11 protein-coding genes and 1 pseudogene are annotated in these 11,903 nt (G+C 65.4%); 5 read left to right on the top strand and 7 right to left on the bottom strand.

Annotated features, from left to right (window positions below; all coding sequences use genetic code 11):
- Window positions 1-421: pseudogene (locus VG320_RS01960) on the top strand (ISNCY family transposase); the annotation flags it as partial.
- A gap of 213 nt (window positions 422-634) precedes the next feature.
- Here the strand turns inward: VG320_RS01960 and VG320_RS01955 are convergent.
- Window positions 635-865: a hypothetical protein gene (locus tag VG320_RS01955; RefSeq protein ID WP_327198490.1), complete on the bottom strand. Its 231-nt coding sequence runs from the start codon at window positions 863-865 to the stop codon at window positions 635-637.
- A gap of 272 nt (window positions 866-1,137) precedes the next feature.
- Here VG320_RS01955 and VG320_RS01950 point away from each other — a divergent pair, with 272 nt between their 5' ends.
- Window positions 1,138-1,332, top strand: coding sequence for a hypothetical protein (locus VG320_RS01950; RefSeq protein ID WP_327198489.1), 195 nt, complete (start codon window positions 1,138-1,140; stop codon window positions 1,330-1,332).
- Window positions 1,333-1,358: 26 nt separating this feature from the next.
- Here VG320_RS01950 and VG320_RS01945 read toward each other — a convergent pair whose 3' ends face one another.
- Both VG320_RS01945 and VG320_RS01940 read right to left on the bottom strand, forming a co-directional pair.
- Window positions 1,359-1,772 carry a PRC-barrel domain-containing protein gene (locus VG320_RS01945; protein ID WP_327198488.1) on the bottom strand — a complete coding sequence of 138 codons (414 nt, stop codon included), beginning with the start codon at window positions 1,770-1,772 and terminating at the stop codon, window positions 1,359-1,361.
- A 136-nt stretch (window positions 1,773-1,908) separates the two neighbouring features.
- A complete protein-coding gene (locus VG320_RS01940) occupies window positions 1,909-2,517 on the bottom strand; it encodes a cupin (RefSeq protein ID WP_327198487.1) in 609 nt (202 codons plus the stop codon).
- A gap of 168 nt (window positions 2,518-2,685) precedes the next feature.
- Here VG320_RS01940 and VG320_RS01935 point away from each other — a divergent pair, with 168 nt between their 5' ends.
- Window positions 2,686-2,874, top strand: a complete 189-nt coding sequence (locus tag VG320_RS01935; protein ID WP_327198486.1) for a hypothetical protein — start codon at window positions 2,686-2,688, stop codon at window positions 2,872-2,874.
- Here the strand turns inward: VG320_RS01935 and VG320_RS01930 are convergent, their stop codons facing one another.
- A complete protein-coding gene (locus tag VG320_RS01930; RefSeq protein WP_327198485.1) occupies window positions 2,875-7,227 on the bottom strand; it encodes an ATP-binding protein in 4,353 nt (1,450 codons plus the stop codon).
- A gap of 400 nt (window positions 7,228-7,627) precedes the next feature.
- Between VG320_RS01930 and VG320_RS01925 the strand changes: the two genes are divergently transcribed.
- Window positions 7,628-8,071 (top strand): thioesterase family protein, encoded by a 444-nt coding sequence (locus VG320_RS01925; protein ID WP_321841419.1) that lies wholly within the window; start codon window positions 7,628-7,630, stop codon window positions 8,069-8,071.
- Window positions 8,072-8,102: 31 nt separating this feature from the next.
- On the opposite strand, the gene VG320_RS01920 is transcribed toward VG320_RS01925, so the two are convergent.
- From VG320_RS01920 to VG320_RS01910, 3 genes are all read right to left on the bottom strand, one after another.
- Window positions 8,103-8,420, bottom strand: a complete 318-nt coding sequence (locus VG320_RS01920) for a YnfA family protein (protein ID WP_027814707.1) — start codon at window positions 8,418-8,420, stop codon at window positions 8,103-8,105.
- Between the two features lie 385 nt (window positions 8,421-8,805).
- On the bottom strand, window positions 8,806-9,609 hold the full coding sequence (gene phnX / locus VG320_RS01915) for a phosphonoacetaldehyde hydrolase (RefSeq protein ID WP_327198484.1): 804 nt from the start codon (window positions 9,607-9,609) through the stop codon (window positions 8,806-8,808).
- A 62-nt stretch (window positions 9,610-9,671) separates the two neighbouring features.
- Window positions 9,672-10,829: a 2-aminoethylphosphonate--pyruvate transaminase gene (locus VG320_RS01910; RefSeq protein WP_327198483.1), complete on the bottom strand. Its 1,158-nt coding sequence runs from the start codon at window positions 10,827-10,829 to the stop codon at window positions 9,672-9,674.
- Between the two features lie 123 nt (window positions 10,830-10,952).
- Between VG320_RS01910 and VG320_RS01905 the strand changes: the two genes are divergently transcribed.
- Window positions 10,953-11,810 carry a LysR substrate-binding domain-containing protein gene (locus VG320_RS01905; protein ID WP_327198482.1) on the top strand — a complete coding sequence of 286 codons (858 nt, stop codon included), beginning with the start codon at window positions 10,953-10,955 and terminating at the stop codon, window positions 11,808-11,810.
- Window positions 11,811-11,903: the final 93 nt, after the last annotated feature.

The raw sequence follows: 11,903 nt of genomic DNA, 5'->3' as shown, positions 1-11,903 counted from the left end.
AATTCGCGTGATGTACCTGCTGGACGACACGCCGGAGAACCGGAAGCTGGTGCACCGTTACATCGACGTCTGGGAGTACCCGGACGGACGCATCGAGATCCGCGCTGACGGCCAGCCGCTGCCGTACCGCGAGTACGACCGCCTGACCGAGGTGGACCAGGGCGCAGTCGTCGAGCACAAGCGCCTCGCGCACGCGCTCGCGGTAGCGCAGGCCCTGCAGGCGCAGCGTGATGACCGGCGGGCCTCGGGATCGCCCTCGCGCACGAACCAGGGCGAACCCGTGCGGGCAGCGAAGCGCAGGCCGGGCACGAAGAAGACGCGCGAGTTCACGCGGGCGGACATGGAGGCGGTGATTGTGAAGCTGGCGCAGGTCCCAAACCGGGATTCAAAACCGGGCCAGCGGTCGGTCAAGCCCCGCTGAATGAACACAGGCGCCCTGCTGCCTCAACCACAGCCTTCAACGATGCGTGAATACAGAAACAGAGAAAGATGCGACATCTGTAAATGGCCAGCGGTACGACATCTGTAACTGGCCATGACATTGATTTGTAGTGGCTACATTGAAATGTCCGCTCCAGGCCACGCCATCCAGCGCTACGTGGCCAGCAAGCCGAAGCCAGCTGGCCACTTGTTCTCAATGCGCCGTACAAAAAAACGCCTGCGCACCTTCGCCAGGCGTGAGCCCGGCGATGAACAGACCTTCGAGACGCCGTGCCTTCGCTTCATCCAGGATAAACGGCGGACGCACGAAGCCCCGCAGGATCGCCTGGTCGAACCACTGACTCATCCACGCACGCAATTCGGTTTCATACACCGACAGGACCTCTTGACCTTCCTGCGCTGCCTCGACTCGCTCGACTCGCATTGGGTGCTCCTTGGTTGGTGTTGATCGAAACCCATTTGTATCGACTGCTGCACCATCATGCCTGATCTGCAGCGCGCCGTACCGTTGAACGCCGATAAATCTGGTCCGCGGGCATCGCAGGAAAATATGCCAAAAGGATTTTGCTCAGGTAGGATCGCCGCAGTGTTGTCAAGAAATCCCTTGATCTTCTGCGGCCATTTGCGGAGTCCGGCTATGCAAATGCGCGTGATACGTTAGATTCGTCTGATCATTTCAATACTGAGAGACGCATCATGAATCAATCGCTACAGACAGAGGCACGACGCAAGACTTATTCGATGAACCGGCTTCGTAAAGCCATGGGCCGCCTGATGGACGCCGACGCGCCGGACGAGCGAAGCGCCGCAATGCGCTGGGTCAATGCGTGGAGCGGCCTTATCGGCGAGCGGCAGATTGCGCAACTGGTCGCCGATCGTCACAACGACTGAGCCGCCCCTGGATTGAAATCCGTCGTTCAATCCTTCGCGTAATTGAATTCCGGCATGGCCTTTAGCGCTGATTTATCGGCTTGCAGCACGATCTGTTTGGCGCTCACCTGCAGATCGTTGAACCGCACGGCAACCAGGTGCTTGCCCATGCCGAGAAAGCCCCCTACGGACAGAATCGCGAACGCCCCGTCATTCGGCGATTCGAGCACGATATCGTCGATTTCGCCGATCTTGCTGCCGTGAGTGTCATACACGTCCGCGCCGACGAGCTTCGAGGCGCGAAAGCCAGTGCCCGATTGAACCGTCGCCATGCTTTGCACGGAGATCGACTGCGGCGCGCCTTGCGCGTGGACGAGCGGCGAAGCGCCCAGTCCCGCGGCCACAACGGACAATGCAAAGACCAGCGAACGGGCGCGCGCAGTACTCATGCTAGTGCTCATGATGGTATCCCCCTCGATATCGATGATGTGCTTGACTGGCTAGCCGCGTCGCGCGGCTTGAACTGGATGTCGCAAGTCACATGCCCATCTCGTCCTTGCCCGCGCCCGCGCCCGCGCCCTAGCCCGTTATGAAGGTTCAATCCTGCGGCGTCCAATGCTCGATCAGCGGGCCGCGCTCGCCATAGACCGGGTCGCACGCGGGAAACGGCAGCGCCTCCATCAGACGCAATTCGCCAGGCGTGAGTGCATCGCGACGGATATCCCACTGCTGTCCATGCGGATAGCCGCCCGCGACCTGAAACGCGTCGTCGCGCGTCGCTAGACAATGTCCCGTGCCCGCAGGCAACAACAGCACATCGCCGCCCACGATACGCAGCGTGCGTCCGCCCGGCCCGCCGACGATCAGTTCCGCCGATCCCGCAATCACGCCCAGCACCTCGTGAGCAGTCGAGTGAAAGTGGTGATAGTCGAATACACCGTCATGCCATTGCACGGGCCACCCGCGCTCTGCGAAGCGGCGGTCGATCTGGGCACCCAGATCGCGCGTAGCCGCGTCGAAGGCGTGCCGGTAGACGATCACGGGCAGGCAGCGGTTGTTTGGCACCCACGCATGGGGCGTAAGGCGGAAGGTCTCGATCTGCGGCCCGGCGGCGTGCGCATCCTGCCGATCGCCCTGCCGTTCTTCATGCGAACGGGAAGATGCGAAGGGTCCAAAGTGCCCAAAACGTCCAAAAGGCAAATGCATCGTCACGGCTCCTTTTCCTGTACGTCGCGGTATGTCGCGCTACGTCTCGCTATGTCGCGCCAGTCGGCGCGCCCAGCAACGCGCAACCCGCGTTCCACCCAGGAAAGACTGAAGGCGGCACGGGCCTTGCGGCTCAGGGACGCATCCTCACTGCCTTCAGGAGCCGCCATGCCGCTTGCCTCGCTTAGAACCACCGGCGCTCGCGTCGTGATTCACGCGCATCTGCCCACGGAGGAACCCGGCGATCCGAAGCCCAGACAACCGCCGCCCGTGCCCGATAGCGATGTGCCGCCACCGCCGCCGCTCGGCGACCCGCCCTCGGAGGCGCCTCCAGAGCGCGCACACCGTTTCGACTGATCAGTCGCGGCGCAGCACCCCTTGCGCGTCGCTGCGTTCTCCCAGCAATTCACGGCGCGAACGCGTGAGCAGCAGCATGATCTGTTCGGGATCGGCCGGTTTGGTGATGTGCCAGTCGAATCCCGCCGCGCCGGTTTTTCTGCGATCTTCTTCCTGCCCCCAGCCCGTCAACGCCACCACCACCATGTCCGCCGATTCGGGCATGACGCGCAGCGCGCGCGCCACGTCGTAGCCGCTCAGGCCCGGCATGCCCAGATCGAGCAGCACCGTCTGCGGCCGGAACACCGCCGCAAGCGCAAGCGCCTCTTCGCCGGCATGCGCCACGCGCACATCGTGGCCCGCGATCGAAAGCAGCAGCGCCAGACTTTCGGCGGCGTCGCGGTTGTCGTCGACGACCAGCACGCGGCGCCCGCCGGGTGGCTCGATGGCGTCGCCATCGGTCGATACGCTGGCGCGATGCGTCGGCACCACGATCGGCAGGCGTACCAGGAATTCGCTGCCCAGATTCGCGCCGGCCGAGCGCGCGGTGATGGTGCCGCCGTGCAGTTGCACAAGCCCCTTCGACAGCGCGAGCCCAATGCCCAGGCCCCCTTCCGCGCGCGGCGAGCGCGCGTCGATCTGAGCGAACATCGCGAAGAGGCGCTCATGCGCGTCGGGCGGCAGGCCAATGCCGTCGTCCTTCACCGCGAGTTCGACGGTGTCGTCGGCGACGGTGATCGTCAGTTCGATATGGCCGCCCGGATCGGTGTACTTGCCCGCGTTGTTGAGCAGGTTCGACAGCATCTGGGCGAGGCGCAGCGCGTCGGCGTCGATCAGCACGTCCGGCAGCGGCGCATGCACGACAAGCGCGTGATGCTTGCGCTCAAGCAAAGGCCGCGACGCCTCCACGGCGGTCTGGATCACGCTCGCCAGGCTCACCACGTCGCGCCGCAGATCGAGCTTGCCGCAGGTGATGCGCGCCAGATCGAGCAGATCGTCGAGCAGCCCCGACATATGCGTGACCTGACGCCGGATCACGTCGGTGGCCCAGTCAAGCTGCCCGGGCGTGAGCGACGCCGATGCCAGGATCGCCGCCGCACTGCGGATCGGCGCGAGCGGATTGCGCAGTTCGTGTGACAGCGTGGCGAGAAACGCGTCCTTCTGATGATCGGCTTCTTCGAGTTGCTGGCGCACGCGCACATGCGCCGAGATATCGCGGAAATAGCAGACGAGTCCAAAACTGTCGTCGGGCAGCGGCGTGCGGTGCACTTCCCATTCGTAGCATTCGCTCGTGTTGCGGTCGCTGCGCGGCTCGATGCGTTCGGGCGTGTGATATGGCTGGCCGGTCTCGAGCGTGCGGCGGAAGATATCGACGATTTCCTGCGCGTACGCGGCATTCCAGACGCGCCGCATCACAACGCCCACATCCTCGCCGATCAATTCAGGCGCATCGCCGAAGAACGGCCGCGCCGCCGGATTCACTTCGCGGATGCGCAGATCGCGATCGACCAGGTAGACGCCCAGCGGCGCCTCGTTCATGAGCGTTTCGAATTGCGCGGTGCGCAGGCGGATCGATTCCTGGGCGCGCTTGCGCTCGGTGACGTCGGTCATCAGCACCGCCGCGCCTTCGGCAGCCGGATAGATGCGCGTGTCGAACCAGCGGCCCGAAATCGCGCAATACGTTTCAAACTGACGCGCCTCGCGCGTCGCGAGCGCGTCGTGCAAGGCGTCGGCGAAACCATTGGCGAGCGTCTGCGGGCAGACATCGACAAAACGCTGGCCAAGCGCCTGCGCCGCCGATACGCCCGCCACTTCGAGAAAGCGCGGATTCACGAGCGTGAGCCGCGCATCGTGATCGAGCAGGAAGAACTGGTCCTGGATGCTCGAGAGCGCCAGTTCGAGCAGCTGTTCGTTGGCGCGGCGGATCTGCGTGCGTTCGAGCAGCGCGCCCACACGCGCCGCGAGTTCGCGCGCCGAGAACGGCTTGACGAGATAGTCGTCGGCGCCCGCATCCAGCCCTTCGATGCGCGCCTCCTCGCCCGCGCGCGCCGACAGCAGGATCACCGGCACGCCGCGCAAGGCGGGGTCGCGGCGCACTTCGGCAACGAGGCCGAAGCCGTCGAGGCGCGGCATCATCACGTCGGAGACGATCAGGTCGGGCGGGTTGCGCCGCGCGCAATCGAGCGCCTGCACGCCGTCGGCGGCGAGATCGACCTGATAGGCGCTGGCGAGCAGCGTGCCGAGGTAGGCGCGCATGTCGGCGTTATCGTCGACCAGCAGCACGCGCGCGCCGAAGGTCGTCGCAAAGCGCTGATCGCGCAGCCCGCCTGGCAGAGCGCTCGCAGCGGGCTCCATGCGCAGGCCGTCGGCTTCGACGCTTGCGGCTTTATCCCGCTGCGGTGACTGCGTCGGCAACGCCATCGGCATCGGCTGGCTTTGCGGTGGCACGGCGCGCTCGGTGCCCAGCCATCCGGCGGCCTCGGCGGCGAATGCGGCGGCCACCTGCATGCCGCCGTTGCGCGCCGCGCGCGGGGCCGCTTCACGCAGATGCGCCGCATCCAGATGCGCGCTGCCAAGCGGCACGCTGACCGTAAAGCGCGAGCCCTGCCCCGGCTCGCTCCACGCCTCGATCACGCCGCCATGCAATTTGACCAGTTCGTGCACGAACGCGAGGCCAATGCCCGAGCCTTCCTGCGTGCGCCCCTGTGTGCCCTCGACGCGATGAAAACGCTCGAAGAGATGCGGCATCGCCTGCTCCGGAATGCCGCTGCCGCTATCCTCGACCGTGAGCAGCGCATACGCGCCGTGGCGCGCGAGACTCACGGCAATGCGCCCGTTCAGCGTGAACTTGAAGGCATTCGAGAGCAGATTCAGGACGATCTTTTCCCACATCTGCCGGTCGACGTAGACGGGTTCGTCCATGCGGCACTGCACGCGAAACGCGAGGCCGCCGCGCTCGATCGCCGAGCGGAAGGTGCTCGCCACGTCCTGGGTGAGGCGCGCGAGATCGGTCGGCTCGTAGCAGACCTCGATGCGCCCGGCCTCGATGCGAGCGAAATCGAGCAGCGAATTCACGAGCCGCAGCAGGCGATGGCCGCTGCGCCGCGCGAGGCGCAACAACGCGAGACGCGCCGGGTCGCGGTCGGCGGCCACCAGGTCGTCGAGCGGCGACAGCATCAGCATGAGCGGCGTGCGCAGTTCGTGGCTCACGTTGGAGAAAAACGTGGTTTTGGCGCGGTCGAGCGCGGCGAGCTGCTCAAGCCGCAGGCGTTCGTTTTCCGCCGTGCGGGCGCCTTCGACGATGTCGCCCGCCTGCGCCGCGACGAGATCGATGAAGCGGCGATAGTCGTCGTCGAACACCAGACGCGGACTCAAACCCGCGACGAGAAAGCCGGTGCACTCGCGTAGCGCACTCGTGCCGCTGCCGCGCGTCAACGGCGCGACCACCGCGCGCGTCGCGGGTTCGGGCCACAGCGTCGGCGCGGGCAAGAGGGTATCGAGGTTGTCGGCGTCGAGCGGCGCACCGGAGCGCGCCGCCTCGGCGAACGCGGCCGCGAGCGAGCCGGCGTGCTGGCCGTGCAACGGCAGATCCACGGGCAGGCACGCGGCATCGGCATGATTGGAAGCGGTCCTGCGCGCATAAGTGCCGTCCGGGCCCAGCAGATAGAGCGCGACGAACGGCAGGTCATGACGATTGCCGTCGAGCGCGGCGACGATTTCATCACAGGCGCCAGCCACGGAAGGCGCGGTGCGGGCCGAACCGGAGAGCCGCGCGACGCTCGCCAGGCGCCGTTCGGAGAGAATGCGCCGCGTGTCTTCCGTCACCACGCACAGCATGCCCTCGACGGCCCCGCTGTCGCCATGCACCGGGCCGTAGGAAAAGGTGTGATACGTCTCCTCCTTGAAGCCGTTGCGCTCAAGGAAAAGCAGCAGGCTTTCGTCCCAGGTCGCCTCGCCGGTCGCGAGTACGTGCTCGATGCGCGAGCCCGCCTCGGTCCAGACCTCGCTCCACACCTCGCGCGCGGGCAGGCCGATGAACTGCTGCTTGGCGCCGAGCGTCGGCCGGTAGGCGTCGTTGCACAGGAACGTCAGGTCTGGGCCCCAGGCGAGCCACATCGCGTAGCGGGACGCGAGCATCAGGCGCACGACGCTCCTGAGGCCATGCGGCCAGCTATCGTAGGCGCCAAGCGGCGTGGTGGACCAGTCGAAGGCGCCGACGAGATCGGCCATGCCGAGCGCGGCAGTCGCTGCGTGGGCCTGCTGGGCGCGCTGCTGCACGCTCTGCCCGACCGCCGCGATGGCCTCGTCGACGACCGTGCGGATGGCATGCTGCCGCGCCGCGCTGCCGTCGTTGCGCTCCCCTTCATCTGTCATGTGGTCTCCCGCGTGGGCTGGAATTGGCGTGCCGCTAATCGCGAGTGTTGCGGCAAGGGAGCAATGCGCAATTTCCGCGCCCGGCGGCGAAGCCGCCCGCTTCGGCCTCGGCAGCCCGGTGCGGCGCTTCTGGCGAGAGTGCGCCAGGCACGCGCGAACTGTCAACGACGCTCCCGCCGCGGCCTGGAAAGTCCCTATTCATCAGATAAATGACGAACGCGGCGTCCCTGCGATCGGGGACGCCAGTTGGCGCGCGAGCCGCTACAATCGCGCACTTGCCTGCGGCAAATGCGCACAGACGCGCGGATCGACATCAGCCCCGACCCGCGCCAACGCAGCATTGAGCGCACCGCGGCAACCCACACGACATCCAGAGACAGTCCCACTCCCCGCATTCGTCATGGCCCGCATCGAGCTCCATTTTCCTGAAGACCAGTACTACTACTCGACCCACCTCACGGTGCGCGTCACCGATATCAACTCGGCGAACCACCTCGCAAACGATTCGATGATCTCGATGATTTCGGAGGCACGGGCGCGCTTTCTATTCGATGCCGGTATCGAGGAAATGAAGGGCGAGCACACCAGCATCATCGTGACGGATCTGGCGACCACCTACCGCGCCGAAGCCTACGCGCGCGACCAGTTGTGCTTCGAAGTCGGCATCATGGACTTCAACAAGTACGGCGGCGACATCATCTTCCGCATCACGCGGCCCACCGACGGCGCGCTCATCGCGATGGCGAAATCGGGTTTCGTGTTCTTCGACTACGAGGCGAAGAAAGTCGTGCCGATGCCGCACGCGTTCCGCGCAAAGTTTCCGGGCGTGAATACGCTCGTTTGAGCGTGATGCGCAGGAATCGCTGCAAGCCGCGTCAGCGCGGCTGGAAAGCGATCAGCGCCATGCCAGCGAGCGTAAAGGCGATGCCGGCCCAATCCCAGGGGCTTGGGCGGATCGCCTCGACGCCCCACAGCCACAAGATCGCCACGCAGACGTAGACACCGCCGTAAGCGGCATAGGTGCGCCCGGCCGCGCTCGGATGCAGCGTCAGCAGCCAGGCAAACAGCGCGAGCGACGCCGCGGCCGGCACGAGCCACCAGGCGCTCGCGCCCTCGCGCAGCCAGCGGTACGGCAAATAGCAACCGACGATCTCGGCAAGCGCGGTGACGACGAATAGCAGGAACGTCTTCATGGGTGAGCGACAAAACAGGGGCGCTCATGGTAGCGCAGACCGCGCTTTTCCGTGAATCCAGTTGAGTGCATGGATTTTGCATTCACCCGATATCGGCAACGCGGATTTACCGCATTTCGAATCATCAAATGATGCGCGCGTCATTAGATGCCATAGCTTCAATGCGGGCGTCGAATATGCGTGGATTTTAAATTCTGCACACCTGTTAATTTGTTGAAAAAATTCGCATACACGCATTGCGCACGCTAAGAATCAATATATTAATCGCGTGAATTTGAATTTATCCGAAAAGGGAAAATAGTCGGAAGACGCAGCCACGACAGCCAAACGAAAAACGGGCGGCACGCGCCGCCCGTCCATCAAAACCCGGCGATTCCCCGCACGCTCACGGGCGCTCGCCGCGCGCCAGACGCGATTCGATTTCGCTGACCACGGGCAGCAGATCGGCCACGCTGTCGATCACGTAGTGCGCACCGGCGGCGCGCAGGCGCTCGACGGCGGCAGCGCGGCGCAGCGCGAACTCGTCCGGCGCCAGCGCGTGAACTTCGTCCTCGGTCATACCGAAGGCGTTGCCGCTCACCGCCACGCCCACGGCCCAGGTGCCGCCGTTCAGGCCCTCTTCGATACCCACTTCGGTGTCGTCCACCTTGATCGCATCGCGCGCGCGCCACACGCCCAGTTGCGGCAGCGTGCGATAGATCATGTACGGCGACGGACGGCCCTCGGGCGTGTCGCCGGTGCAGACGATGCTGTCCGCCTCGAAGCCTTGCGCGGCCGCGCCCGGCACGATCTGGTCGATGATCTCGCGGGTGTAGCCCGTGGTGGAGCCGATGCGCACGCCATCGGCACGCAGTTGCTTCGTCACCGCCGCCACGCCCGGAATCACGTCGCTGTACTGCGCCGCCACGGCGACGTTCTTCGGCACGAAGACGTCATAGACGGCGTCGATATCGGCTTCGCCCGGCGCGTGGCCGTGGCGTGCTTCCCATGCCTGTGCCACGCGCGGCAGCGCCATCAGCGCGGCGATATGCGGACGCTTGGCCATGCCCATCGGACCGCGCGCTTCGTCGATGGTGATCGGCACGCCGAATTCCTCGAAGGTTTCGACGAATGCGCCCATCGGCGCGCGCGAACCGTAGTCCACCACTGTGCCGGCCCAGTCGAAAATCACTGCCTTGACGTGTTTCATTTCCGTGTTTCCTTCGAATTGCGTTCGAATTGCGCTGCTGAATACGTGTATCGATTAAGAAGTCAGGCCGCGAGCGCCTCGCGGGCGTCGAGCGAGGTGTGTTCGGGTGCGGCGTCGGGCACGCCCATGGCGCGCAGGGCCGTGTCGCAGGCCGCGACCACGCGGCGCATCACTGCTTCGTCGAGCGCGCCGATGCAGCCGATCCGGAAGCTTTCGACGTGGGTCAGCTTGCCCGGGTAAATGATGAAACCCTGCTCTTTCATCAGCTCGTAGAAGCGCGCAAAGCTGAAGTTCGCATGCGCAGGCGAAAAGAACGTGACAATGATCGGCGAGCGCCACGCGTCGGTCAGCAGCGGCTCGAAACCGAGCGCCTGCATGCCCGCCACCATCACGTCGCGATTGCGCGTGTAGCGCGCGAGACGCCCCGGCTGGCCGCCCTCTTCGGCATAAAGACGCAGCGCTTCCAGAAAGGCCGCCACGGCGTGCGTGGGCGGCGTGAAGCGCCACTGACCGGTGCGGTTCATCACGTCCCACTGGTCGTGCAGGTCGAGCGCGAGCGAATGGCTGTTGCCCTTTGCGGCTTCCAGGGCGCTCTTCTTCGCGATCACAAAGCCAAATCCCGGCACGCCCTCGATGCACTTGTTCGCCGACGAGACAAACGCTTCACACGGCAGCGTGCGCACGTCGAGCGGCACCGCGCCGAAGGCGCTCATCGAATCGATCAGCAGGCGGCGGCCATGGCGCGCCACGACCTCAGCGATTTCGCCGATCGGGTTGAGGATGCCGGAGCTGGTTTCGCAGTGCACGACCACGACATGCGTGATGTCGGCGTTGGCGGCCAGCAGGCGTTCGACGTCGGCGGCGCGCGGCGGCAGATAGTCGCCGGTGTCGTGCACGGTGTGGCGGCGGCCCAGATAACGCAGCGTCGTGGCGATACGCTTGCCGTACGCGCCGTTGGCCAGCACCAGCGCGTGACCGTCGCGCGGCACGAAGCTGCCCAGCATCGCTTCGACGCAGTAGCTGCCGCTGCCCTGCAACGGCACGCAGTCGTAGTCGAGATCGGTCGCGCCGGCGATCTCCAGCAGCGCTGCGCGCAGGCGCGCCGTCATGGCACGGAAGTCGGCGTCCCACGATCCCCAGTCGCGTTGCATGGCGGCTTTCGTCGAAGCGGCCGTGGTCAGCGGGCCAGGGGTCAACAGATACGGATCGGCGGGGGTCATGCGGCTGCTCCAGTCGGTGTTCAGCGTAATGGCTTGATGCCGCTAAGGTACTGGAACGTCGAGCATCGGTAAAATCGATATAATCGATGTACGTATCAGTGGAACTTATAGGCAGGATCACTCATGCAATACGCCCAGTTGCGCGCCTTTCACGCCGTCGCCGAGCACGGCGGCTTTTCGCGCGCCGCGCAGGCGCTCTCGCTCACCCAGCCGGCCGTCTCCGATCACGTGCGGCGGCTGGAGAGCGATTTCGGCGTCAAACTGTTCGAGCGCGCGCCGCGCAGCGTCGAGTTGACTGAACTGGGCCGCCGGCTCTACGCGGTGACGCGCCAGATGGTGGGCTGCGAGCGCGATGCGCGTCGCCTGCTCGAATCGGCGGGCGCGCTGGAATCGGGCGAACTGGCGCTGGTCGCCGACGCGCCCGATCTGGCGATCAAGCTGGTCGGCGCGTTCCGGCGCCGTTATCCGGGCGTGGTGGTGAAGCTCGGCATTGCGAACGCCACCGAATGCATGCGGCGCGTGCTGTCGAGCGAGGTAGACGCAGCGATCACGGCAGCGCATCAGGTGCACAGCCGCCTGCAGACGCGCGTGCTGCGCGAGGAACCGCTGGTGGCGGTGGTGCCCGCCGACAGCCCGGCGGCCAAAAAGCGCCGCATGACTTACGAGGAACTAGTGCGCGAACCGATGATTTTCCGCGAGGCGCATTCGGTCACGCAGCAGTTGCTCGAAAGCGAACTGGTGCGCAAGGGGCTGCAGGTGCAGCCCGTGCTTTACGTGGATGGGCGCGAGGCGCTGCAGACCGCGATCGCGCAAGGCGTCGGCGCGGGTGTGATCGCGGGCGCGGAATTCGGCGAATCGCGCCGCATCCGCACCATCGCGCTGGTGGACTGCCAGGTGCGCATGGTCGAATCGCTCACGCGGCTGGCCGATTCCTCATCGTCGAATCTGCTCGACGCGCTGTTTGCCACGCCGCTCGACTAAGAGTCGCTAACACAAGTCGTCAACGAAGCGTGAACAGATAACGGCAGCAGCCAGCGACAGCAACGCAACATGGATGTCGAGACGACGCTCGAA

This window comes from Paraburkholderia sp., from assembly GCF_035948235.1.
Lineage (GTDB): Bacteria > Pseudomonadota > Gammaproteobacteria > Burkholderiales > Burkholderiaceae > Paraburkholderia.
Note: the sequence above shows the minus strand (reverse complement) of the source record. Positions and strands in the feature narration are given on the sequence as shown.

What these genes read in the sequence shown, in the direction of transcription:
- VG320_RS01910 (WP_327198483.1), bottom strand. Translation starts at nt 10,829, where the DNA reads ATGACCCCCGCCGATCCGTATCTGTTGACCCCTGGCCCGCTGACCACG.
- VG320_RS01950 (WP_327198489.1), top strand. Translation starts at nt 1,138, where the DNA reads ATGAATCAATCGCTACAGACAGAGGCACGACGCAAGACTTATTCGATG.
- VG320_RS01905 (WP_327198482.1), top strand. Translation starts at nt 10,953, where the DNA reads ATGCAATACGCCCAGTTGCGCGCCTTTCACGCCGTCGCCGAGCACGGC.
- VG320_RS01930 (WP_327198485.1), bottom strand. Translation starts at nt 7,227, where the DNA reads ATGACAGATGAAGGGGAGCGCAACGACGGCAGCGCGGCGCGGCAGCAT.
- phnX (WP_327198484.1), bottom strand. Translation starts at nt 9,609, where the DNA reads ATGAAACACGTCAAGGCAGTGATTTTCGACTGGGCCGGCACAGTGGTG.
- VG320_RS01920 (WP_027814707.1), bottom strand. Translation starts at nt 8,420, where the DNA reads ATGAAGACGTTCCTGCTATTCGTCGTCACCGCGCTTGCCGAGATCGTC.
- VG320_RS01935 (WP_327198486.1), top strand. Translation starts at nt 2,686, where the DNA reads ATGCCGCTTGCCTCGCTTAGAACCACCGGCGCTCGCGTCGTGATTCAC.
- VG320_RS01925 (WP_321841419.1), top strand. Translation starts at nt 7,628, where the DNA reads ATGGCCCGCATCGAGCTCCATTTTCCTGAAGACCAGTACTACTACTCG.
- VG320_RS01945 (WP_327198488.1), bottom strand. Translation starts at nt 1,772, where the DNA reads ATGAGCACTAGCATGAGTACTGCGCGCGCCCGTTCGCTGGTCTTTGCA.
- VG320_RS01955 (WP_327198490.1), bottom strand. Translation starts at nt 865, where the DNA reads ATGCGAGTCGAGCGAGTCGAGGCAGCGCAGGAAGGTCAAGAGGTCCTG.
- VG320_RS01940 (WP_327198487.1), bottom strand. Translation starts at nt 2,517, where the DNA reads ATGCATTTGCCTTTTGGACGTTTTGGGCACTTTGGACCCTTCGCATCT.